Genomic DNA, 20,719 nt, shown 5'->3' on the forward strand with positions numbered 1-20,719 from the left:
GGCGACCGGGGCCTCCCGGAATAGATCCCCGGTCGTGTGGCGCTATGCGTTGAGCGGTACGAGAGTGCGGCGAAGGGCTGGTGGGCGCATGCGGTCAGGCCAGACGAACCAGACGAACCCCGTGGTCAGGACGGTTCACGGCGCGGTACGCGGCAGGTACGAGCACGGTGTCGCGGTCTTTCGCGGCATCCCCTACGCGGCGCCCCCCTTCGGGCCGGGCCGTTTCCGCCCGCCCGTACCCCCCGAGCCCTGGGACGGCGTCCGCGACGCGGGCTCCTTCGGCCCGACGGCCCCGAAACCGCCGTACTCCGAGGCATTCGCCCGGTACCTCTCAGACCCGGCGATCCCCGGCGACGACTGCCTCAACCTCAACGTCTGGACCCCCGAGCCCGGTCCCGGCTCCCGCCTGCCGGTCCTGGTCTGGCTGCACGGCGGCGCCCTGACCAGGGGATCCTCCGCCGTACCGGTCTACGACGGCAGCACCTTCGCCCGGGACGGCGTGGTCTGCGTGTCGATCAACTACCGGCTGGGTGTGGAGGGCTACGGCCTGTTCCCGGACGCCCCTGCCAACGCCGGCCTGCGCGACCAGATCGCCGCCCTGAAGTGGGTGCGGGAGTCCATCGCGGCCTTCGGCGGCGACCCCGACCGGGTCACCGTCGCCGGGCAGTCCGCGGGCGCCATCAGCACCGGCGCGCTCCTCGCCGCACCCGGGGCCCGGGGCCTGTTCCGGCGGGCAGTGCTCCAGAGCGGCGCACCCGAGGCCTCCGACCGCGACAAGGTGCGGCGCATGGTCCGCCGCATGGCCTCCCGCCTGAAGATCCCCGCCACCGCCGAGGCCTTCGCCGCCGCCGACCGCGACCAGTTGCTGCGGGTCCAGGCCGACGTGGGCAGGTTCAGCAGTCCGGTGCTGGGCGGTCCGGGGTTCGGCCTCGTCGTCGACGGCGACGTGCTGCCCCGCGACCCGCTGGAGGCGCTCGTCGACGGCGACGCGGCACCCGGCGTCGACCTCATGATGGGCTGGACCCGCGACGAGTACCGGCTCTGGCTGGTCCCCGGAGGCCTCCTCGAACGCGTCGACCGGCTCGGCGCGGTGGCCCTCGCGGGCGCCCGCGCCCGCTGCCACTGCGGCAACGAGGTGGTACGCGGCTACCGCGCGCTGCGCCCCGGCGCGGGGGCCGCCGAGATCGTGGGCCAGCTGGTCACCGACCACCTGCTGCGCATGCCCATGCACCGCCTGGCCGACGCGCGGCCCGCCTCCTCGTACGTCTACGAGTTCGCCTGGCCGTCAAACCTGCCCGACCTCGGCGCCTGCCACGCCCTGGAGCTGGGCTTCGTCTTCGACTCCGGCGACGGCCCCGACGCACGCAGACTCGCGGGCGAGGGCGCTCCGCAGGAGCTGGCCGACGCGATGCACGGGGCGTGGGTCCGCTTCGCGGAGACCGGCGACCCCGGGTGGGCGCCCTGGGACGCCACACACCCCGTGCGCGTCTTCGGCGACGGCGACCCGCACACGGCCCACGGCCCGCTCGACGCCGAGTACGACCTGTGGAAGGCCGACGTCAGCACGCCGCGAGGAACGCGGCCCAGGCGTCTGGTCCGACGGTGAGGTGTCCCTGCGGGGCTTTGGAGTCGCGGATGTGGACGGCGGTGGGTTCTTGGGCGACCTCGACGCACTGGCCGCCTTCGCTGCCGCTGTAGCTGGACTTGCGCCACTCGTAGGCGACTTCGATGCAGTTGCCGCCGTCGCTTCCGCTGTAGCTCGACTTGAACCACCGAAGTGCGCTGCCGCTCATTGGTCTCCTAGCAGACGGTCCAGAAAGTCCCTCGAGTCCTCAGGGGTGAGGGCCTGCGACCGCAGCATCGCACACCTCTGTGTAAGGATGGCCACCTCATCGGGGGCAGCGATCAGTTGGCTGCCCCGCTGCGTTTCCGTGTAGGCGAGCCGTTGGTGATCTGGTGTCTCCAGGAGCACGAACGGCCCGTCCAGTGCCGCGTGGGCGGTGCGTGCCAGCGGCAGGACTTGAACCGCGAGGTTGGGGAGTTCACAGCACTCGCGCAGATGGCGAACCTGGCTCAGGAACACCCCTTTGCCGCCCAAGTGGTCCCGCAGCACCGCCTCCCAGATGACGAAGCAAGTGATGGGCGGGTCCTTGCGGTGGAAGAGAGCCTGGCGCTCCACGCGGGCCGCCACGTGACGTTCGACCTCGTCGTCTTCGAGGGCGGGGATGCGGCTGCGGAACACCGCTCGGGCGTAGCCCTCGGTCTGAAGCAGCCCCGGCAACACCTGGTTCTCGTAGGAGGAAATGACGATTGCCTCCCGCTCCCTGTCCAGATACTCCTCCGCCCACAACGGGACCAGATCCACCTCCGGCATCTTGCTCAGCGCGGTCGACAACGCGCCCTTGGTCCCCAGGAGTTCGTCGAGCTGCTCGGCGAGATCCGGCTTCAGCGGGCGTCGGCCCTGTTCGATCGACGCGATCTGCTGCTCGCCGATGACGAAGCGCTCGCCCAGGGAGCGCTGGGTGTGTCCCGCCGCCTGCCGGTAGAGGGCGAGCAGCGCGCCCACCATCTTCATCGCGGAGGCGTTCCTCCGTGTCGTCGTGCCCATGAGGTCGAACTCCCCACCCGCGCGCGTACGTTCACCAACGCGCACCCGTACGGACCGGATGTACGGCCATGCGCACTGTCCCATCATGACCACGGAGCGTGACCCTCGTCCCGTGAACAACGAAACTCCACCCCCGTCCCCACGTGAGCGCTTCTATCGCCGGGAGCGCCGGTCCGTCCCCGCCGCGCGGGAGTTCGCGAGGGAGGTGCTGGCCGACTGGGGTGTGCGCGGGCGCGCGGACGACGTGGTGCTGTGCGTGAGTGAACTGGCGACCAACGCCCTGCTGCACGGCGTACCGCCGGGCCGGGGCTTCCTGCTGCGTCTGCTGCCCTGCGGGGACGGCGTACGCGTGGAGGTCCACGACAGCGGGGGCGGCGTACCGGCCGTACCGCTGGAGCCGGGCGGCTCGGACGAGGGCGGGCGCGGGCTGCTGCTGGTGTCGGAGCTGGCGGACAAGTGGGGCGTGACGGAGCGGGAGCCCGGCGAGGTCGTGTGGTTCGAGTGCGTCCTCCCGGTGGACTGACGGGGCACGCCCGTCTGCCCTCGGGGGCCTTCACCGGATCTCCACGCTCCGTCACCTGCGACGGATCAGGCCCAGCAGCCGTTCACGGTCGCGGCGAGGCCGTCCATGGCGTCCTTGATGTCGCTCGGGTCGGCCGTCGAGTTGTTCTCGATGAAGGAGAAGATCCGCCAGTCGCCGTCGTCGGTCCGGGTGACACCGCTCAGGGCGATGGCACCAGTGAGCGTGCCGGTCTTGGCCTGCACCTTGCCGACGGCGCACTGGGAGTTGGGGTCGTCGAAGCGTCCCCACTCCGGGCCGAGGCTGGCCCCGGCCTCGCCCGCGACCGGCAGACCCTCCAGGATCGAGCCCAGGGCGGGGGACTCCGTGATCGCGTCGAGGAGCTGCGCGAGCGTCGTGGCCGGGATGCGGTCGGCGCGGGAGAGGCCGCTGCCGTCGTGCATCTCGAAGTTGTCCAGGGAGATGCCGTACGAGCTGAGCACCTGGCGGACCAGCGCGGTGCCGGACTCGAAGGTGCCCGGCTTGCCCAGCTCCACGGCGGTCATCCGCAGCAGGGTCTCGGCGATGTTGTTGTCGCTGGTCTTGAGCATCTTCTTGACGATGTCCGACAGCGGCGCCGACTTGTGCTGCGCCACCGGTACGTCGGACTGCTTCGCCGTCGTACGGCCCACCTCGCCCGTGACGGTGACGCCCTGTTCGGCGAGCTTCTTCGCGAAGACCTTGCCCGCGTCGATCGACGTGTCCTGGACGGCGGCACCGTCGACGACGAGGGAACGGACCGGCGCGACCTCGGTGGGGTAGTAGCCCTCGTTCCAGCCCTCGGCGAGGCTCGGGTCGGCGAACAGGCTGTCGTCCACCCGGACCTGGACGTCGGACCGGCCCGCCGCCTTGAGCCCGTCGGCGGCGGTCCTGGCCAGCTCGGCGACGTCCTCGCTCGTGAGGGTGCGGTCACCGCCGCCGACGAGGGTGAGGGTGCCCTCGCCGTACACGACCTTCGTGGTGAACTCGTGGTTCGCGCCCAGCAGCGTCAGGGCCGTGGTGGCCGTGGCGAGCTTGGCGTTGGAGGCCGGCATCAGCGCGGTGGAGCCGTTGTGGTCCCACAGGGCGGTGTCCGAGTCGGCGTCGAGCACCACACCGCTGACGTCGGTGCCCAGGCGCTCGTCGGCGAGACGCTCGTTGAGGTTCTTCACCAGCTGCGCGTCGTCGGCGGCGAGGTCGTCGACCGAGATGCCCTGCGACTGCGGGGTGCTGTCGTCGGCGGCGAAGGCGGACGTTCCGGCCAGCGTGGCGGAGGCCACGGGCACGGCCATCGCGAGGACGAGGGCCCGGCGGGCGCCGACACGGCTCACTCTCGCCTTGCGGTGCCTGCGCCGTCCGCCCGGCGCGAATGTGTTCGTGGGGGTTTCGTCAGGCGTACCAGTCATGAAGTGAAATCCAAGGATCGGTTACTTCGTTCTGTGGGGGTGAAGCGTTGGGCACGCTACCAGCCGTCATATGAAGGGCTCGGGCGGAAATTGACGGCGTGTGAATATCTTGCGACCGAATTGGCGGACGGCTGTCCGAGCGCTTTCGCGCAGGGGATTCTCCCGATGCCGGACGGGAAATTCCGTTGCCCCTCAGTTCCCCGGAGCGCGGGACTTCGGGGCATCGCCCCGCCACCGGGCGCGCAGCACCGCGCCACCGGCCACCGCCAGGCCCGCCACCGTCGCGGCGGCCATCACCCGGCCCAGTCCGGAGCCCGTCCCGGTCACCGGCACCGCCGCGGCGGCCGCCACCACACCCGCACCCGCGCAGGCCGCGACCGCCTCGCCCCACACCCGGGCGGTCCCGCGGCCCCACCGCCACGGCCACGTCTCACTGGTCACCAGGTAGGCGACGAGCAGCCCGGCCACACAGGCGCCCTCCCACCGGGCCGGTTCCCCGAAGGCCGCGATCACCACGACGCCCGACGCCAGCAGCGTCGTCCGGTGGCGGAGCAGCCGGTAGGACCACCGGACGGCCTCCACCGAAGGCCGCCGGTCCAGCGAGGGCGCCGCCCACACCGCGAGGACGAGCGCGCACACGAAGGGCACCGCCTCCCCGGCCGTGCCCACCGTCGCCCACGGCCGCCACGCCATCACCACGGCCGCCACCCCGAGCACCCGCACCGGCACGGTGCCGATCCAGTAGCCGAGGTACTCGCCCAGGCCGACCCGCGTGTCCGGCGCCGTCATCGCGCCCGCCCCCTTCCGCCGACCCGCCCCGCCAGCAGCGGCGCCAGCGCCAGATCCAGTGACTCGCCCTCGGTGTGCCGCAGGACCGGCACCCCGCTGTCCCGCAGGGCGAACCGCATCGCGTCCCGCTCCGCGCGCCACAGGCGCAGCCCCAACTCGCCCGCCGTGTCGCCCGGTTCCACCACCGGGTCGCCGCTCGGTATCTCCACGACGACCGGGCGGCGCCCCCGCGCCTGGAGATCCCGCAGCACCTGAAGGATCCGTGCGTCGCTGAGCGGGGTGAACACGTACACCAGGGCACCCTCCGGCAGCGCGGGCGGCGGGAGCCGCTCCAGCCCGTCGCCGCCGAAGGAACGGTCCTTGCGGACGTCGAGGACGCTCTCCACGATGCGGTAGAACGCCGCGTTCCCGGTGCCCGGCGCCAGCCACCGGGTGGTGCCGCCGGTCGAGACGACCCCCACCCGGTCGTGGGTGCGCAGATAGGCCCGGGTGAGCCCGGCGGCGGCCCGTACGGTCTCGTCCAGCGACGACAGCCCGGTCGCCGGGTCGACCACGTCACCGAAGGCGTCGATCAGCATCACCGTGTCGGCGGCCCGCTCGGCCGCGAACCGGTGCAGCTGCACGGACCCGCGCCGGGTCGTCGACGGCCAGTGGATGCGCCGCTGCCGCTCCCCGGGGACCCAGGGACCCACCCCGATGACCTCGACGCCCTCGCCGGCCTGCGGCGAGGCGTGCTCGCCGAGCCGCTGCGGCAGCCTTACCGGGATCGAGGTGAAGCGGGCCTGCGTGGCGCGCGGGAACACGGACACCTCGGCCGCCTCGACGCGCACGGTGCGGCGCACGGTGCCGCCCGGGTCGTACACGTCGACGTCCACCGGACCGAGCGACCAGCGGCCCCAGTGCAGCGCCGTGTGGCGCAGCGTCACCGTGGACGTGCCGACGACGACCTCGTCGAGGCGCAGGCCGGGCCCCAGCGTGACCCCGGGGTCGAGGCGCACGGCCTCGCCGTCGTGGGCCACCGCGATGCGTACGGTGACCGTGTCGCCCTCGAAGCAGCGCCCCGGCTCGACGGTCGTCGACGTCTCGACGCGGCGGGCGTGGGCGCGGGGCAGGGCCAGGGTGAGCAGCACCAGCGGTGCCGCCGCGAGCGCCAGCAGCCACGCCCGGCCGGTGAGCAGCGCGGCGGCCAGCGCCACGACGGCGACGGTCAGCAGGCGCAGCGTGCGCTCGCCCGGCCGCGGGCCGCCGGGCGGCGGTGGCGGTGGCTGCGTCGGGGAGGTGCGCCCCTCCAGGGCGCGGACCACCGCCGCGCTCGGCCGGGGCACGGGTTCCGGCCGGGGCGCGGGCGCGGTCACGACGAGACGGCGGCCGTACGCCGCGTCGTGGGCGTACCGACGGCGTCGACTATCTCGCGCAGCACGTCGTCCGTGGACATCTCGCGCACCCACAACTCCGGCCGCAGCGACACCCGGTGGGCGAGGGCGGGCACCGCCAGGTCCTTGACGTCCTCCGGGACGACGTAGTCGCGGCCGTCCAGCACGGCACGGGCGCGGGCGAGCTGGACCAGGGCGAGTCCGCCGCGCGGTGAGGCGCCGATGCTGATCTGGGGGTGCCCGCGGGTCGCGCCGACCAGCGCGACGGCGTACTCCAGCAGGTCGTCGTCGATCTCCACCCGCTCCACGACGGCCCGCCACGCCACCACGTCGTCCGGCCCCGCGAGCCGTTCGAGCACGGCCTCCGGCGCGGCCCGGTCGATCCGGGCGCGCAGCATCGCCAGCTCCTCCTCGGCGGCCAGGTACCCCATCCGCACCCGCAGCTGGAACCGGTCGAGCTGGGCCTCGGGCAGCGAGTACGTGCCTTCGTACTCCACCGGGTTGGCCGTCGCGATCACCAGGAACGGGTCGGCGAGCGGCCGCGTCTCGCCGTCCACGGTCACCTGCGACTCGGCCATCGCCTCCAGCAGCGCGGCCTGGGTCTTCGGCGGCGTCCGGTTGATCTCGTCGGCGAGCAGCAGGTGCGTGAAGACGGGGCCGGGGTGGAACACCATCTCGCCGGTGCGCTGGTCGTACAGCGGCGTCCCGGTGACGTCGGAGGGCAGCAGGTCGGGCGTGAACTGGATCCGGCGGAAGTCCAGGCCGAGCGTGGTGGCGAAGGACCGCGCCAGGAGCGTCTTGCCGAGCCCCGGCAGGTCCTCGACGAGGACGTGGCCGCCGGCCAGCACGCCCAGCATCACGAGTTCGAGGGCGTCCGGCTTGCCGACGACGGCTCGGCCGATCTCGCGCAGTACGGCACCGGCCTGCTCGCCGACCTGCTCGGCGGTGCGGAGCCGGTTCGTGGAGGGAGTCGTCACGTCGCTTGGTCCTTACCGGTACGGGGGCTGCGGGTGCGGGTGCGGGTACTAGTACTGGGGGTGCGGGGCGCGCCGAGTGCTTCGAGCCGGTCGACGAGGCGGCGCAGCACGTCGACGGGCACCTCGCCGTCGGGTCCGGTGCCCGGTGGTACGGGGCCGAGCCACGGCCACAGCTCGGGACCGATCAACTCGGCGGCCCGCTCGCTCTGGTGCTCCAGGGACACGTGGTGGTGCTCGGCGAGCGCGGCGGCGTACAGGTGGCGCAGCTCGGTGCGGAGTACCGCGCGGTAGTAGAGGGCGCCGTCGGGTCCGGTGGACGTGCCCACGTTCCGCCGCCATTCGCCCATGCCCGGGGCCCGCGTCCGCAGCAGTCGCACCTCGTCCCGGTACGCGGAGTCCAGGGCGCCCGCCCCGGCGGCGTACCGGGCGGCGAGCAGGGCCACGGCGACGAGCAGGGCCACCAGGGCACCGGCCGCCTCGGCGCCGTCGAGCAGCAGGACGAGCAGGACGCCCGAGCCGGCGACCGCGCCGCCGAGCAGCCCGAGCCGGCGCAGCGTGAACACGTCCTCTTCCGAGGTCCCCGCCGCGGAACGGTTCATCGCCCGGCCTCCGGATTCGGGCGCGGGGCGCTGCCGCTGTCCCTGTCGCGGTCGTCGTCGCGGTCCCCGAGCAGGGCCGCGATCGCCTCCAGGGAGTCCGCCGCGGCCTTGCGGTGCGAGGCGTCCATGGGGTGCGAGGAGTAGCGGGCCTCGCGGAAGAGGGCGGTCAGGCGCGGCGCGGCCGGGCCCGGCGTGAAGCCCGCGGCGGCGGCACGGGAGAGCAGGTCGGCGGGGCTGTCGGAGGCGTGCCGGGGCACGCCGGACGCGGCGAGGGCGTCCTCCATGGCGGCGTAACAGGCGATGACGGCCGCCCGGGCGTCCTCGCCGGTGTCGGCCAGGGCGCGGCGGCCCGAGTGCACGGCGGACAGGAGCAGCCGCGCGTCGTCGTCCCGCGTCGCGGAGCCCGCGAGGCCGCGGTGCTGCGGCAGCCGCAGTCCGAACCGCCGCAGCCGCCGCACGACGGCCACCACGACGAGCACGACGGCGACCGCGGCCAGCAGCGCGAGTACCAGGTTCAGCGGCAGGGAGGAGTGCTCGCCCGAACCGTGGCGCTGCCGGGGCGGGGGAGGGACGAGGGTCGGCGTGGGCACCGGGTCGGTCGCGAGCGGCGGAGGAGGCCCTGACGTGCTGTCGCCGGTGGAGAACCGGTGCAGCACCAGGGCCAGGACACCGATGACTCCCGTCGCCGCGAGCAGCAGGGGCGCGGCGGCCTCCCGCAGCCGCTCCTCACCCGGTGGCAGCGCCGTGCGGTCGGCGCCGAAGCGGTGGCGCAGGTTCTGCACGGCCGTCCACACACCGAACGTCCAGACGGCGGACGCCCCGATCGCCACGAGGCCCCAGTGTCCGAGCGGACCCCTGCCGGAGTGCAGCAACCCCTGAGCGGGCCGCAGCGCGAGCGCCGCGAGGGCCAGTGCCCCGACCACCCCGGCGGCGAGCCACACTCCCGGCGCCGCCCGGAGTGCCGTCCGCTCCCCGCGTTCCATGCCGTGCCCCCCCCGCCGAACCCGTCGCCGCCCCCGAACGCCTGTTCACGGCCATCTTGGCACAAGCCGTCCGGTCACTCCGGGGACAGGTCCCGGGCGATCGACGCGATCGCCTCCGGCCCCACCCGGCAGCACCCGCCGACCAGTCGGGCCCCGCGCTCCCGCCACCGCCGCACCCGCTCGGTCGCGAACGACGAACGCCCCCGCCAGCTCCGGGAGGCCGCGTCCCACGTCTCTCCGCTGTTGGGATAGGCGACGACCGGTTTGCCGGTGACGCGCGCCGCGGTCTCCACCGCGCCCGACACGTCCTCGGGGGCACAGCAGTTGACGCCCACCGCGACCACCTCCGCCGCGTCGGTGGCCAGGGCGAAGGCGTCCTCCAGCGGCTGACCGGCGCGCGTGCGGTCCCCCGCGACGGTGTACGACAGCCAGGCGGGCACGCCCAGTCCGCGCACCGCCCGCAGCAGGGCCGCCGCCTCGTCGGTGTCCGGGACGGTCTCCAGCGCGAGCACGTCGGGCCGCGCGGCGGCCAGCACCTCCAGGCGGGGGCGGTGGAACCGCTCCAGCTCGGCCACGTCGAGGCCGTACCGTCCGCGGTACTCGGAGCCGTCCGCGAGCATCGCCCCGTACGGACCGGCCGACGCCGCCACCCACAGGACCCGGTCCGGGCGTTCCACCTGCACCCGGCGGGCGGCCTCCCGCGCCGACTCGACACTGAGGGCGAGCAGTTCGGCCGTCCGCTCCCGTCCGATGCCGCGCCGGGCGAAGCCCTCGAAGGTGGCCTGGTAGCTGGCGGTGATCGCCACCTCCGCGCCCGCCTCGAAGTAGGCGAGGTGGGCCCGCGTGATCGCCTCGGGGTCCTCGGCGAGCAGCCGGGCCGACCACAGGGCGTCGCCCAGGTCGTGCCCGGCCGCCTCCAGCTGGTTGGACAGCCCGCCGTCGAGCACGAGCGGGCCGGAGGCGAGGGCGTCGGCGAAGTCGCTGGTCACGTCGCTGGTCACGCCTCCGAGGCTACGACGTACCCAGCCGCTCCGGGGCCTTGTCCCCCGAGCGAGCTACACGCAGGTGTCCACCGTGAGGTGACGATCTCCGGCCGCCGGATCCGTAGCGTCCGGTGCAGCCCGCGGCACTCAGGTCCCGGGCCCTAGGAGGGAGTTCCCGTGAGGTTCGTCTGGCAGTTCCTGGCCGTGCTGGCGGCGTACGCCGTCGGCGGCGCCGCCATCAACGCGGTGAAGGACAACGACTGGCTCACCCTGGTCGTCGGCCTCACGGCGGCGGCGCTGATTCTGTTCGTGTACGGGTGGGTGGTGCGGCGGACCGAACGCCGGCAGGCCCTGGACGTGGCCCTGGAGGGCGCGGGCGCCAAGCTCGGCTGGGGAACGCTGATCGGCGTGGGGATGTTCTCGGCCGTCATCGTGAACCTCTACACCTCCGGGCACTACGAGGTCGACGGACTGGGCTCGGTGCAGGGCGCGATCGGGATGGTCGGCTTCATGGCCGGGGCCGCCGCGACGGAGGAGGTCGTGTACCGCGGGGTGCTGTTCCGGATCATCGAGGAGCACATCGGCACCTACCTCGCGCTGGCGCTGACCGGCCTGGTGTTCGGGCTCTCGCACCTGCTCAACGAGGACGCCACCCTGTGGGGCGCCGTCGCCATCGCCATCGAGGCCGGGTTCATGCTCGCCGCCGCGTACGCCGCCACCCGCAACCTGTGGCTGACCATCGGCGTGCACTTCGGCTGGAACTTCGCCGCGGGCGGCGTGTTCAGCACCGTCGTCTCCGGCAACGGCGACAGCGAGGGCCTGCTGGACGCCACCATGTCGGGTCCCAAGCTGCTCACCGGCGGCGACTTCGGTCCGGAGGGCAGCGTGTACTCGGTGGGCTTCGGGGTGCTGCTGACGCTGGTGTTCCTGTGGCTGGCGCACCGGCGCGGCAACATCGTGCGGTTCGGCGCACGGCGGCGTGCCGCGGGCGTCAACTCCGCCGCTACACTTCCCCGGTGATCGATCGCCGACGGGTCCTGGAGCAGTGGCGTCGGCTCGACGTCACGGTCCGGGACCTCCCGTTCGGGGTGCTGCTCCTCGTCGCTTCGCTGCTGCCGTCGCTGCGTGGCCAGGGCACGGAGATCGGCGGCCTGCCGACCCGTTCCGCCGACGCGCTGGCCGGGGTGGCGGCAGTCCTGCAGTCCCTCCCCCTGGCCGTGCGCCGGCGGTGGACCCTCGTCTGCCTCGCCCTGGTCTCGCTCGGCTTCGCCCTGGACCAACTGCGCGGCTACCACCTGTTCGCGGGCGCCGCGCTCCCCATCGTGCTGATCAACGCGGGCTCCCACCAGGAGAAGTACCGGCGTGCCACGCAGGTCGCCGCCACCCTGGCGTACGTGGCCATGGCCGTCGGGCTCAACGCGCGCGGCGGCGACGAGACGCTGGTCGAGTACGTGACGTTCTACCTGATCCTCGCCCTGGCGTGGGGCGTCGGGGCCTGGATGCGCTCGGCGCGCGCCGCGGAGGCGGAACGCCGCAGCCGGGTCGCCGAGGACGCCCGCAACGCCGAACGCACCCGCATCGCCCGCGAGTTGCACGACGTCGTGACCCACCACGTGACGGCGATGGTCGTGCAGTCGGAGGCGGCCCGGTACCTGACCGCCTCACCCCAGCGGCTCGACGAGACCCTGGCCGCCGTCAGCGACACCGGGCGGCGGGCCATCACCGACCTGCGGCACCTGCTCGACCTCCTCAACCCCGACCACGGCACCGCCGAGCCCAGGACGCCGCCCGTCGGCCGGGTGCTCACGCTGGTCGAGCAGACCCGCCGGGCCGGGCAGCCGGTGGAGTTCACCGAGGAGGGCACCCCGGCGGCGGCGACCGGCAGCTCCGACCTCGTGGCCTACCGTGTCGTCCAGGAGGCCCTGACCAACGCCCTCAAGTACGACCACGGCGGCCGGACCTCGGTGCTGGTGCGTCACGGAGAACGGGAGATCACGGTGGAGGTGGGCACGGACGGCTCCGGCACGGGGGCCGCGTCCCCCGGCGGCAGCGGGCGGGGGCTGGCCGGTCTGCAGGAGCGGGTCGACGTGCTGGGCGGCGAGTTCAGCACCGAACGCCCGGCGGGCGGCGGCTTCGTCGTCCGGGCCCGGATACCCGGGGGAAGCGGGGGCAGCACGTCATGAGCGCACCGGTCCGGGTCGTGATCTGCGACGACCAGGCACTGATCCGCACCGGTCTGACGACCATCGTCGACGCCCAGCCCGACCTGGAGGTGGTCGGCGAGTGCGGGGACGGGCGCACCGGGGTCGACCTCGCCCGCGAACTGCGCCCGGACGTCGTGGTGATGGACATCCGCATGCCCGTGCTCGACGGCTTGGAGGCCACCCGTCTGCTGGCCGGCGCCGGGGTGGAGAACCCGGTCAAGGTGCTCGTGGTGACGACGTTCAACCTCGACGAGTACGTCTACGAGGCACTGCGCGCGGGCGCCAGCGGCTTCCTGCTCAAGGACGCGCCGCCGGACCGGCTGCTGCACGGCATCCGCACCGTGGCCATGGGCGCGGCCCTGCTCGACCCCGACGTGACCCGCCGCCTCGTCGGCCGGTACGCGGCCCGCATCCGCCCCGCCGAGGGCACCGCGCGGGACATCCCGCTGACCCCCCGGGAGATGGAGGTCCTGCGCCTGATCGCGGACGGCCTCTCCAACAGCGAGATCGCCGCGGCCCTGGTGATCAGCCCCGAGACCGTCAAGACCTTCGTCTCCCGCATCCTCACCAAACTCGACCTGCGCGACCGCGTCCAGGCCGTCGTCTTCGCCTACCGCCACGGGCTGGTGACCTGACGCCCGGCTTCTGGCCGCTCAGCCCTGCAACCGGCTGCGCATCTGCGACAGACGCCGGTCGAAACGCAGGTTGTACCAGGCCAGCCAGCCCATGAACACGACGGCCAGGGCGAGCATCAGGCTCCCGGCGGCGACCGAACCCGAGGCGAACCACAGGGCCGACGTACCGAAGAAGATGAGGGCCAGCATCGGAAACGCCCACCAGCGGTGGCGCCGCAGCCGCTCCTGGCGCGAGTCGACCAGCGCCGCCATCGCCCGCCGCCGTTCGGGGTCCCGGGGCGCCGCTCCGCCCTTGAGGATCTGCCGCTCCATGCCGGGCACGTCCGCCGGTTCCGCACCGGCCGCCCCCGCGTCGCGCACCCGCCGACGGCGCACCCACCACACGATCCAGGCGGCGGCCGGCACCGCGCCCACCACGGCCGACGGCCACGCCGACGCGCCGTTCATGAGCAGCCGTATCCCGACGCCCACGACCAGCGCGATCGCCCCGATGGCCCAGAGCCTGTCCTGCCACCGCGGCCGCGGACGGTCGTCGCCTCTGCCTGCGCTCGCCATGTCACCTCTCCTGAGGAAGACGGGGAAGTTCCGGTGCGGACCGGATACCCCCGAACCTCCGGAACACTTCGGCCGAGGCCGAAACAACCGGCCCATAGCGTGCGGGACATGAACGACACGAACACCGTCACCGCACCCGCACCCGCCGACGCCGTCACCGGCATGGTCGACCACGTCCTGGCCCTGGCCGCCACCTGGACCCGCTGGGACGGGACGCCCGCACACGTCGACGGCCGCGTCTACACCCCGCACAAGGCGGTCCGGCGGGTCGCCGACCACATGGTCGACCACCTCGCGGAGCTGGAGGCCCGCCTGGCGGGCGAACAGACGCAGCCCGACCACTGGCACGCCTCCCTGGTCACCACGGACGCGGACCACGCCCGCTTCACCGCCGAAGACCTCGACGAGGCCCGCAGCCGCCTCACCCGGCTCGCCCGGATCTGGGCCAACCGCCTCGACGCGCTCACCGACGAGCAGCTCGACCACTCGCCCGGCGAGGGCTGGAGCTTCCGCGAACTCGCCGCGCACCTCGCGGAGTCCGCGTACTACGCCGACGCGGTGGGTGACCTCTCGTGACGGTGACCCGGACCGCCTTCGCCGCCCTGCACCGCGCCGGTGACCCCCTGCTGCTGCCCTGCGCCTGGGACCACGCCTCCGCCTTCGCCCTCGCGGGACAGGGTTTTCGCGCCGTCGGTACGACCAGCCTCGGCGTCGCGGCGGCGGGCGGGCTGCCCGACGGGGCGTCCGCGACCCGCGACGAGACCCTGCGCCTGGCCCTCACGCTCGGCTCGGCCCCCTTCCTGCTCTCCGTCGACGCGGAGGGCGGCTTCAGCGACGACCCCGACGAGGTGGGGGAGTTCGCGCGGGAGCTGGCGGCGGTCGGCGCCGTCGGGATCAACCTGGAGGACGCCCTCGGCCCCGCCGACCGGCACGCCGCGAAGATCGCCGCCGTCCGCTCGGCCGCCCCCGGCCTGTTCGTCAACGCCCGTACGGACACCTACTGGTCGGGCGACGGCGACCCCGCGGAGACCATGCGGCGCCTGGAGACGTACCGCGAGGCCGGTGCCGACGGCGTCTTCGTCCCCGGACTCACCGACCCCGCCCGCATCGCGTCCCTCGCCGCCCACTTCGACGTGCCCCTCAACGTCCTGTACTCGCCCGCGGGACCCACCCTCGCGCACCTCGCCGACCTCGGCGTCCGCCGCGTCAGCCTCGGCTCGCTGCTCTACCGGCGCGCGCTGGGCGCCGCCCTGGAGACGGCCGCCGGCATCCGGGCGGGCCGGTCACCGGACGGTACGACACCCACGTACGACGAGGTACGCGCACTGAGCTGACGGCTGCCCGGCCGCGTTGCCCTAGGCGCGCGGCCAGTTCTCCAGGGCCACGTGCAGGGCGTCTACCACCTTGTCCCAGGACGCCTGCACGTCGCGCGGGGCGCCGAAGCCGCCGGAGGCCTCCAGCGCGCAGTATCCGTGGAAGGTGGAGCGCAGCAGACGCACCGCGTCGGTCAGGTCGGGCTCGGCCAGGCCGTAGGCGCGCAGCATGCCGTGGGTGATCTCGGCGGTGCGGCGCAGGGCGGGGGAGCCGGCGACGAGGGACTGGTCGACGCGGATCTGGGTGGCGGCGTAGCGTCCCGGGTGGCGCAGGGCGTACGCCCGGTAGGCCCCCGCGAAGGCGGCCAGCGCCTCCTTCCCGGCCCGGCCGGCCACCGCCCCGGCGATCTCCTCGATCAGCTCGCCGCCGGCCAGCAGCGCGACCCGGACGCGCAGGTCCTGGAGGTTGCGCACGTGCGTGTACAGGCTGGCGTCCTTCACCCCGAAGCGCCGGGCGAGGGCGGAGACGGTGACCGCGTCGAACCCGGACTCGTCCGCGAGGTCGGCGGCAGCGGCGACGACGCGCTCCGTGCTGAGACCCGCTCGGGGCATGGGCCGCCTTCCCGCACTCTAGAACCTAGGATTCCTAGGTTTCATGCTAGGTCAGGACGGGCGGCAGTCGCGGATCACCCGCAAGACGTTCAACGTTCATCTTCCACGCCGATTCTCCTCGGAGCCGCGCACGGCGGCGGTATCCAGGAGGACACGCATGGGGCACGGACACGGACACCCGCACGGCCACCACCACGGGCACCCGCACGACCACGGGCACGACAGCGCGCCGGACCTGCCCGCCGCCTTCGACACCAGCGTCCCCGACGAGGCCCTGAGCCCCGAACAGCAGTCGCGCCGCGGCCTGCTGCGCCGCGCGGGTCTGCTCGGCGCCGGACTGGCCGCCGGCACCGTCCTCGCCCAGACCGCCACCGCCGCCCCCGCGCGGGCAGCGGGCAACGGCCGCCGCGGCAAGGGCTTCCTCTGGCTGGCCGGCGACCACCACATCCACACCCAGTACAGCAGCGACGGCAAGTACCGCGTCGTCGACCAGGTCCGCCAGGGCGCCCGGCACGGCATGGACTGGCTGGTCATCACCGACCACGGCAGCGCCACCCACGCCAGGATCGGTGTGGAGAAGGTCAACCCGGACATCCGCGAGGCCCGCGACGCCCACGAGGACACCCTCGTCTTCCAGGGCCTGGAGTGGAACATCCCGGCCGCCGAGCACGGCACCGTCTTCGTCCACCCCGGCCAGCACGAGGTCTCCGTCCTCAAGCAGTTCGAGACCGACTACGACGGCAGCGTCAAGGGCGCGGGCGACTCCACCCCCGCCAACGAGGCCCTCGCCATCGCCGGACTCTCCTTCCTCGCCGACCAGGTCAAGCGGCGCAAGGTCAAGGACGCCCTGATGCTCGCCAACCACCCGGCGCGCAAGGGCATCGACTCCCCGCACGAGATCCGCGCCTGGCGCGACGCCACCTCCCGCGGCCACCAGATCGCCGTCGGCTTCGAGGGCGCCCCGGGCCATCAGGCGGGCGGTCTGCCGAAGCCCCTCGGTCCGGGCGGCGCCCGCGGCATCTACGACGGCAGCCCGAGCGCCAACTCCTTCGCCGGATACCCCCTGGAGAGCTACCGCACCTGGGGCGGCTTCGACTGGATGACCGCCACCGTCGGCGGCCTGTGGGACAGCCTCATCGCCGAGGGCCGCCCCTGGTGGATCACCGCCAACTCCGACTCCCACCAGGTCTACGCCGACACCGGCGCCCGCGGCGGCGGCGACTTCAACGCCAACGGCCGTTACGACGACCCGGTCTACGCCGGGCAGATCGACATCACCCAGAACGACTTCTGGCCCGGCCAGTACAGCCGCACCCACGTCGGCTCCGACGGCTTCTCGTACGCCGCCGTCATGGACGGCATCCGCGCCGGACGCGTCTGGGTCGACCACGGGCAGCTCGTCAGCGGCCTCGACGTCCGCGTCTCGGGCGGCGGCCGCTGGGCCACGCTCGGCGGCGCCCTGCACGTCCGCAAGGGCACCCGGGTCACCCTGTCCATCGACGTCGCCCTGGCCGGCGGCCCCAACTGGGCGGGCTTCGTCCCCAAGCTGGCCCGCGTGGACGTCATCCAGGGCGACGTGACCGGCCCGGCCGCCGACAAGGACACCTTCACCGCGCCGACCGCCCGGGTCGTCAAGTCGTACGAGGTGAACAAGGACCGCGGCACCGTCCGCCTCACCTACGACCTCGGCCGCGTCGACCGCCCCGTCTACCTCCGCACCCGCGGCACCGACGGCAACCGGTCGGCCGTCGGCTCGCTGGGCGCCAAGGTCGACCCGGCCGGTCCCGCCATCGACGTCGTGGGCGACGCCGACCCGTGGCGCGACCTGTGGTTCTACTCCAACCCCGTATGGGTCCTGCCCTCGTGACAACGCCCGCCGCGCCCCACGTCCTCGGCGTCGACACCGAGGCGACGACCCTGCGCGAGGCGGACCACCTGCTCCAGGCACTGGCGGCCGAACTCGCCCTCCCCGAGGGTGTCTTCGGCTGCACGCACCTGGTGCGGGACGGCCGCCCGCGCGTCGCCCTGTCCCTCGCCGCCGGGGCGGAGCCGGTCCTGCGCACCGCCCGGGACCGGCTCACCGCCCGCGGGTACCAGGTCCGCGACGGAGCCTGGGACGAGACCGGCCGCGCCGTCCTCTACCCGGGCGCGGCCGGTCTCACCGGCACCCTGACACTCGCCGAGCTGCTCGCCCGCTCAGCGATCGACCGGGTGACCGTCCTCGGCACGCCGGACGCGCCGGGCCCGGACACCCGGCTGGTCACCAGGAACCACGTCCGTCCGCACTGGCGGGACGGCCGCCTCGTCCTGGCCGCCATGCCCGCGGCCGGCGGCACCCTCGTACCGTTCGAGGACCCCGCCCCGACCCCCTGCTGCGCCGACCACTGACCCGGCCCGGACCCGCAGGGCGTGCGGGGTGCTCAGGGCCGCCTAACCCGCGAGCACCCCGCGCACGAACGCGTTGGAGAACTTCCCCGCCGGGTCCAGCGCCCCGGCCAGCGCCCCGAAGTCGGCCAGCCGCGGATACAGCGCACGCAGCCCGCCCGCCGGGACGGTGAACACCTTCCCCCAGTGCGGGCGGGCCGCGAACGGGGCGAGGGCCTCCTCCAGCCGCCGCACCACCGGCAGCACCGCCGCCGTGTCCTCGACCCAGGTGAAGTGCGCGGCCACGGTGTCCCGGCCGTAGGAGGGGCTCAGCCACTGCTCGTCGGCGGCGACCGTGCGGATCTCACAGGTCTGCAGCACCGGCGCGAGCGTCTCCCGTATCGCGTCCATCGCGTGCAGGGCGGCCACGGCGTGCTCCCGGGGCATCAGGTACTCCGACTGCAGCTCGGCGCCGCTGCTGGGCGTGAACTCGGCGCGGAAGTGCGGCAGCCGCTCGTGCCAGGGCCCCGGCACCCCGAACTGCTCCGTGCAGTTGACCGCGGGCATGCCCGGCACCGGGTGCATCTTCTCGGCGGCCGGCGCCGCGTACGGGAAGCCGTCCAGCGGCCGGTCGGTACGGCGCTTGAGCCACACCTGCCGGAAACCGGGCGCCCGCCAGTCGGTGAACAGGCTCACGCTGTACGCCGCCGCCATCACCGTCTCGAACGTCGCCGTGTCCAGCCCGGCCAGCGGCAGCTCGGTGAAGACGTGCTGCTCCACCTCGTAGGCCGGCTCCAGGTCGAGGGTGAGCCTGGTCACCACGCCCAGCGCGCCGAGCGAGGTCACCGCCCCGCCGAACCGCTCGTCGCCCCGCGCGATCACCACGGTCGCACCGTCCGCCGTGACCAGTTCCACCTCGCGCACCACCGACGCCAGCGAACCGTTGGCCACCCCGGAGCCGTGCGTGCCGGTCGCCACCGACCCGGCGACCGAGATGTGCGGCAGCGAGGCCATGTTCGGCAGCGCCAGGCCCCGCGCGTGCACCAGCCGGGCCAGCTCGGCGTACCGCACACCGCCGCCGACCCGCACCGTACGGCCCGCCGTGTCCACGTCCACCTCGGACGGCAGGTCCGCCAGCGACAGCAGGACACCCCCGTCGCCCGGCTCGGCGATCTCGTTGAAGGAGTGCCCGCTGCCCAGCACCCGCACCCTGGCACTGTCGGCCACCAGGGCCCGCAGGGCGTCCAGGGAGCGCGGCCGCAGCAGCTCCTTGGCGGTGTACGTGATGTTGCCGGCCCAGTTGGTCACCGTGATGTCGCTCATAGCGCGGAAACCTACCCGGCGCGCCTGGAGGGGCCCCGCGCGGGAAGCCGCTCCGGCGGGGGCATACCGTGAGAAGTCGAACGCCGGACCCGGGAGGAGACACGGGATGGACAGCCGTACCGCGCTGGTCGAGGATCTGATGGAGCGGTTCCCGCACGTACCGCGCGAGGCCGTCTTCAAGGAGGACCTGCTGCGCGGCGGTGTCGCCTTCGACCCCTCCGCCCTCAGTGACAACGAGGACGGCGAGGTCAAGCCGAAGTCGTACTTCATCTTCTCCTTCGACCACGGCACACTGCCGGAGCTGGGCGAGGCCGCCCTGCGCCGCCCGCCCGAGGAGATCATCCTCACCGGCGGCCCCTACGACCTGCGCCGCACCGTCGTCTCGGTGCGCGTGAACCCGGCCTCGCCCTACCGCGTGGCGGCCGACGAGCACAACCAGCTCGGTCTCTACCTCGACGGCAAGCGCATCGCCGACGTCGGCGTGCCGCCCATGCCCGAGTACTACCGGCACAAGCTCTCCAACGGGAAGTCGGTCATGGAGGTGGCCCCGACCATCCAGTGGGGCTACCTGATCTACCTGACCGCGTTCCGCGTCTGCCAGTACTTCGGCGCCAAGGAGGAGTGCCAGTACTGCGACATCAACCACAACTGGCGGCAGCACAAGGCGGCCGGGCGGCCGTACACCGGCGTGAAGGACGTCGACGAGGTCCTCGAGGCGCTGGAGATCATCGACAAGTACGACACCGCCAAGATCTCCACCGCGTACACGCTCACCGGCGGCGCGATCACGTCGAAGGTCCAGGGCCTGGACGAGGCGGACTTCTACGGGCGGTACGCCAAGGCCATCGAGGAGCACTTCCCCGGCCGCTGGATCGGCAAGGTCGTCGCCCAGGCCCTGCCCAAGCCGGACGTCCAGCGCTTCAAGGACTACGGCGTGCAGATCTACCACCCCAACTTCGAGGTGTGGGACGAGTACCTGTTCAAGATGTACTGCCCCGGCAAGGAGCGCTACGTCGGCCGCGACGAGTGGCACAGGCGCATCCTCGACTCCACCGAGGTCTTCGGCGCCCGCAACGTCATCCCCAACTTCGTCGCGGGCGTGGAGATGGCCGAGCCCTTCGGCTTCAAGACCGTCGACGAGGCCATCGCGTCCACCACCGAGGGCCTGCGCTTCTTCATGTCGCACGGCATCACGCCCCGCTTCACCACCTGGTGCCCCGAGCCCACCACCCCGCTCGGCAAGACCAACCCCGACGGCGCCCCGCTGGAGTACCACATCCGCCTGCTCCAGGCCTACCGCCAGACCATGGAGGACTTCGGCCTCTCCTCGCCCCCCGGCTACGGCCCGCCCGGCGCCGGCAACGCGGTCTTCTCGGTCAGCTCCTTCATGGACAGCCTGCCGGAGGACGCGCCGGTGGAGGTCTGAACCCGGCGCACTCCCAGGAGTGCCCGCGGGT

General features: G+C 73.5%; 22 protein-coding genes. 10 read left to right on the top strand and 12 right to left on the bottom strand.

The features are described 5' to 3' along the window. Positions 1–88 precede the first annotated feature (88 nt). Positions 89–1,606, top strand: coding sequence for a carboxylesterase/lipase family protein (locus ACZ6IM_RS09725; protein ID WP_052837476.1), 1,518 nt, complete (start codon positions 89–91; stop codon positions 1,604–1,606). Here the strand turns inward: ACZ6IM_RS09725 and ACZ6IM_RS09730 are convergent. Both ACZ6IM_RS09730 and ACZ6IM_RS09735 read right to left on the bottom strand, forming a co-directional pair. Further along, positions 1,560–1,793 carry a DUF397 domain-containing protein gene (locus ACZ6IM_RS09730; RefSeq protein ID WP_052837477.1) on the bottom strand — a complete coding sequence of 78 codons (234 nt, stop codon included), beginning with the start codon at positions 1,791–1,793 and terminating at the stop codon, positions 1,560–1,562. The genes ACZ6IM_RS09725 and ACZ6IM_RS09730 overlap by 47 nt on opposite strands. Then, a complete protein-coding gene (locus tag ACZ6IM_RS09735) occupies positions 1,790–2,608 on the bottom strand; it encodes a helix-turn-helix domain-containing protein (RefSeq protein ID WP_052837690.1) in 819 nt (272 codons plus the stop codon). The genes ACZ6IM_RS09730 and ACZ6IM_RS09735 overlap by 4 nt, the downstream gene beginning before the upstream one ends. Positions 2,609–2,693: 85 nt before the next feature. Here ACZ6IM_RS09735 and ACZ6IM_RS09740 point away from each other — a divergent pair, with 85 nt between their 5' ends. Continuing rightward, positions 2,694–3,131, top strand: a complete 438-nt coding sequence (locus tag ACZ6IM_RS09740) for an ATP-binding protein (RefSeq protein WP_469555603.1) — start codon at positions 2,694–2,696, stop codon at positions 3,129–3,131. 65 nt (positions 3,132–3,196) lie between these two features. On the opposite strand, the gene dacB is transcribed toward ACZ6IM_RS09740, so the two are convergent. The 7 genes from dacB to mmuM form a co-directional block, all read right to left on the bottom strand. Continuing rightward, positions 3,197–4,552: a D-alanyl-D-alanine carboxypeptidase/D-alanyl-D-alanine endopeptidase gene (dacB, locus tag ACZ6IM_RS09745; RefSeq protein WP_052837479.1), complete on the bottom strand. Its 1,356-nt coding sequence runs from the start codon at positions 4,550–4,552 to the stop codon at positions 3,197–3,199. Positions 4,553–4,744: 192 nt separating this feature from the next. Next, positions 4,745–5,341 (bottom strand): hypothetical protein, encoded by a 597-nt coding sequence (locus ACZ6IM_RS09750; protein WP_052837480.1) that lies wholly within the window; start codon positions 5,339–5,341, stop codon positions 4,745–4,747. Next, positions 5,338–6,696 (bottom strand): DUF58 domain-containing protein, encoded by a 1,359-nt coding sequence (locus tag ACZ6IM_RS09755; protein WP_469555605.1) that lies wholly within the window; start codon positions 6,694–6,696, stop codon positions 5,338–5,340. The genes ACZ6IM_RS09750 and ACZ6IM_RS09755 overlap by 4 nt, the downstream gene beginning before the upstream one ends. Then, complete coding sequence (locus ACZ6IM_RS09760; protein WP_052837482.1) at positions 6,693–7,691, bottom strand: AAA family ATPase; 999 nt, start codon at positions 7,689–7,691, stop codon at positions 6,693–6,695. The genes ACZ6IM_RS09755 and ACZ6IM_RS09760 overlap by 4 nt, the downstream gene beginning before the upstream one ends. Next, positions 7,688–8,290, bottom strand: a complete 603-nt coding sequence (locus tag ACZ6IM_RS09765) for a hypothetical protein (protein WP_052837483.1) — start codon at positions 8,288–8,290, stop codon at positions 7,688–7,690. Before ACZ6IM_RS09765 ends, ACZ6IM_RS09760 begins: the two co-directional genes overlap by 4 nt. After that, positions 8,287–9,273 (bottom strand): DUF4129 domain-containing protein, encoded by a 987-nt coding sequence (locus ACZ6IM_RS09770; RefSeq protein ID WP_469555608.1) that lies wholly within the window; start codon positions 9,271–9,273, stop codon positions 8,287–8,289. Before ACZ6IM_RS09770 ends, ACZ6IM_RS09765 begins: the two co-directional genes overlap by 4 nt. A 74-nt stretch (positions 9,274–9,347) precedes the next feature. Then, positions 9,348–10,262 (bottom strand): homocysteine S-methyltransferase, encoded by a 915-nt coding sequence (mmuM, locus tag ACZ6IM_RS09775; RefSeq protein ID WP_469555910.1) that lies wholly within the window; start codon positions 10,260–10,262, stop codon positions 9,348–9,350. Positions 10,263–10,433: 171 nt separating this feature from the next. On the opposite strand from mmuM, the gene ACZ6IM_RS09780 reads away from it, so the two are divergent. From ACZ6IM_RS09780 to ACZ6IM_RS09790, 3 genes are read left to right on the top strand one after another with little or no spacing between them, the layout of a single operon-like run. After that, a complete protein-coding gene (locus ACZ6IM_RS09780) occupies positions 10,434–11,276 on the top strand; it encodes a lysostaphin resistance A-like protein (protein ID WP_469555610.1) in 843 nt (280 codons plus the stop codon). Beyond that, entirely contained in the window at positions 11,273–12,439 is a 1,167-nt protein-coding gene (locus ACZ6IM_RS09785) for a sensor histidine kinase (protein WP_469555612.1), read from the top strand. The genes ACZ6IM_RS09780 and ACZ6IM_RS09785 overlap by 4 nt, the downstream gene beginning before the upstream one ends. Then, the gene (locus tag ACZ6IM_RS09790; protein WP_052837486.1) at positions 12,436–13,095 is read left to right on the top strand and encodes a response regulator; all 660 of its coding nucleotides are present in this window, start codon (positions 12,436–12,438) and stop codon (positions 13,093–13,095) included. Before ACZ6IM_RS09785 ends, ACZ6IM_RS09790 begins: the two co-directional genes overlap by 4 nt. Positions 13,096–13,113: 18 nt before the next feature. Here the strand turns inward: ACZ6IM_RS09790 and ACZ6IM_RS09795 are convergent, their stop codons facing one another. Beyond that, the gene (locus ACZ6IM_RS09795) at positions 13,114–13,650 is read right to left on the bottom strand and encodes a hypothetical protein (protein WP_469555615.1); all 537 of its coding nucleotides are present in this window, start codon (positions 13,648–13,650) and stop codon (positions 13,114–13,116) included. 108 nt (positions 13,651–13,758) lie between these two features. On the opposite strand from ACZ6IM_RS09795, the gene ACZ6IM_RS09800 reads away from it, so the two are divergent. Both ACZ6IM_RS09800 and ACZ6IM_RS09805 read left to right on the top strand, forming a co-directional pair. Further along, positions 13,759–14,226: a hypothetical protein gene (locus ACZ6IM_RS09800; RefSeq protein ID WP_052837487.1), complete on the top strand. Its 468-nt coding sequence runs from the start codon at positions 13,759–13,761 to the stop codon at positions 14,224–14,226. A 2-nt stretch (positions 14,227–14,228) separates the two neighbouring features. Beyond that, on the top strand, positions 14,229–14,984 hold the full coding sequence (locus ACZ6IM_RS09805) for an isocitrate lyase/PEP mutase family protein (protein ID WP_469555913.1): 756 nt from the start codon (positions 14,229–14,231) through the stop codon (positions 14,982–14,984). 21 nt (positions 14,985–15,005) lie between these two features. Here ACZ6IM_RS09805 and ACZ6IM_RS09810 read toward each other — a convergent pair whose 3' ends face one another. Further along, complete coding sequence (locus ACZ6IM_RS09810) at positions 15,006–15,575, bottom strand: TetR-like C-terminal domain-containing protein (RefSeq protein WP_469555617.1); 570 nt, start codon at positions 15,573–15,575, stop codon at positions 15,006–15,008. A 157-nt stretch (positions 15,576–15,732) separates the two neighbouring features. Here ACZ6IM_RS09810 and ACZ6IM_RS09815 point away from each other — a divergent pair, with 157 nt between their 5' ends. After that, a complete protein-coding gene (locus ACZ6IM_RS09815; protein WP_469555620.1) occupies positions 15,733–17,442 on the top strand; it encodes a PHP domain-containing protein in 1,710 nt (569 codons plus the stop codon). After that, the gene (locus ACZ6IM_RS09820; protein ID WP_469555624.1) at positions 17,439–17,963 is read left to right on the top strand and encodes a hypothetical protein; all 525 of its coding nucleotides are present in this window, start codon (positions 17,439–17,441) and stop codon (positions 17,961–17,963) included. Before ACZ6IM_RS09815 ends, ACZ6IM_RS09820 begins: the two co-directional genes overlap by 4 nt. A gap of 42 nt (positions 17,964–18,005) precedes the next feature. On the opposite strand, the gene aldO is transcribed toward ACZ6IM_RS09820, so the two are convergent. After that, a complete protein-coding gene (gene aldO / locus ACZ6IM_RS09825; protein ID WP_052837492.1) occupies positions 18,006–19,262 on the bottom strand; it encodes an alditol oxidase in 1,257 nt (418 codons plus the stop codon). Positions 19,263–19,368: 106 nt separating this feature from the next. Here aldO and ACZ6IM_RS09830 point away from each other — a divergent pair, with 106 nt between their 5' ends. Then, the gene (locus ACZ6IM_RS09830; protein WP_052837494.1) at positions 19,369–20,688 is read left to right on the top strand and encodes a radical SAM protein; all 1,320 of its coding nucleotides are present in this window, start codon (positions 19,369–19,371) and stop codon (positions 20,686–20,688) included. Positions 20,689–20,719 lie beyond the last annotated feature (31 nt).

The sequence above is a fragment of the Streptomyces sp. NPDC042336 genome, from assembly GCF_055581985.1.

What these genes read in the sequence shown, in the direction of transcription:
- ACZ6IM_RS09735 (WP_052837690.1), bottom strand. Translation starts at nt 2,608, where the DNA reads ATGGGCACGACGACACGGAGGAACGCCTCCGCGATGAAGATGGTGGGC.
- ACZ6IM_RS09750 (WP_052837480.1), bottom strand. Translation starts at nt 5,341, where the DNA reads ATGACGGCGCCGGACACGCGGGTCGGCCTGGGCGAGTACCTCGGCTAC.
- dacB (WP_052837479.1), bottom strand. Translation starts at nt 4,552, where the DNA reads ATGACTGGTACGCCTGACGAAACCCCCACGAACACATTCGCGCCGGGC.
- aldO (WP_052837492.1), bottom strand. Translation starts at nt 19,262, where the DNA reads ATGAGCGACATCACGGTGACCAACTGGGCCGGCAACATCACGTACACC.
- ACZ6IM_RS09770 (WP_469555608.1), bottom strand. Translation starts at nt 9,273, where the DNA reads ATGGAACGCGGGGAGCGGACGGCACTCCGGGCGGCGCCGGGAGTGTGG.
- ACZ6IM_RS09815 (WP_469555620.1), top strand. Translation starts at nt 15,733, where the DNA reads ATGGGGCACGGACACGGACACCCGCACGGCCACCACCACGGGCACCCG.
- ACZ6IM_RS09725 (WP_052837476.1), top strand. Translation starts at nt 89, where the DNA reads ATGCGGTCAGGCCAGACGAACCAGACGAACCCCGTGGTCAGGACGGTT.
- ACZ6IM_RS09765 (WP_052837483.1), bottom strand. Translation starts at nt 8,290, where the DNA reads ATGAACCGTTCCGCGGCGGGGACCTCGGAAGAGGACGTGTTCACGCTG.
- ACZ6IM_RS09810 (WP_469555617.1), bottom strand. Translation starts at nt 15,575, where the DNA reads ATGCCCCGAGCGGGTCTCAGCACGGAGCGCGTCGTCGCCGCTGCCGCC.
- ACZ6IM_RS09730 (WP_052837477.1), bottom strand. Translation starts at nt 1,793, where the DNA reads ATGAGCGGCAGCGCACTTCGGTGGTTCAAGTCGAGCTACAGCGGAAGC.
- ACZ6IM_RS09830 (WP_052837494.1), top strand. Translation starts at nt 19,369, where the DNA reads ATGGACAGCCGTACCGCGCTGGTCGAGGATCTGATGGAGCGGTTCCCG.
- ACZ6IM_RS09790 (WP_052837486.1), top strand. Translation starts at nt 12,436, where the DNA reads ATGAGCGCACCGGTCCGGGTCGTGATCTGCGACGACCAGGCACTGATC.
- ACZ6IM_RS09740 (WP_469555603.1), top strand. Translation starts at nt 2,694, where the DNA reads ATGACCACGGAGCGTGACCCTCGTCCCGTGAACAACGAAACTCCACCC.
- ACZ6IM_RS09795 (WP_469555615.1), bottom strand. Translation starts at nt 13,650, where the DNA reads ATGGCGAGCGCAGGCAGAGGCGACGACCGTCCGCGGCCGCGGTGGCAG.
- ACZ6IM_RS09800 (WP_052837487.1), top strand. Translation starts at nt 13,759, where the DNA reads ATGAACGACACGAACACCGTCACCGCACCCGCACCCGCCGACGCCGTC.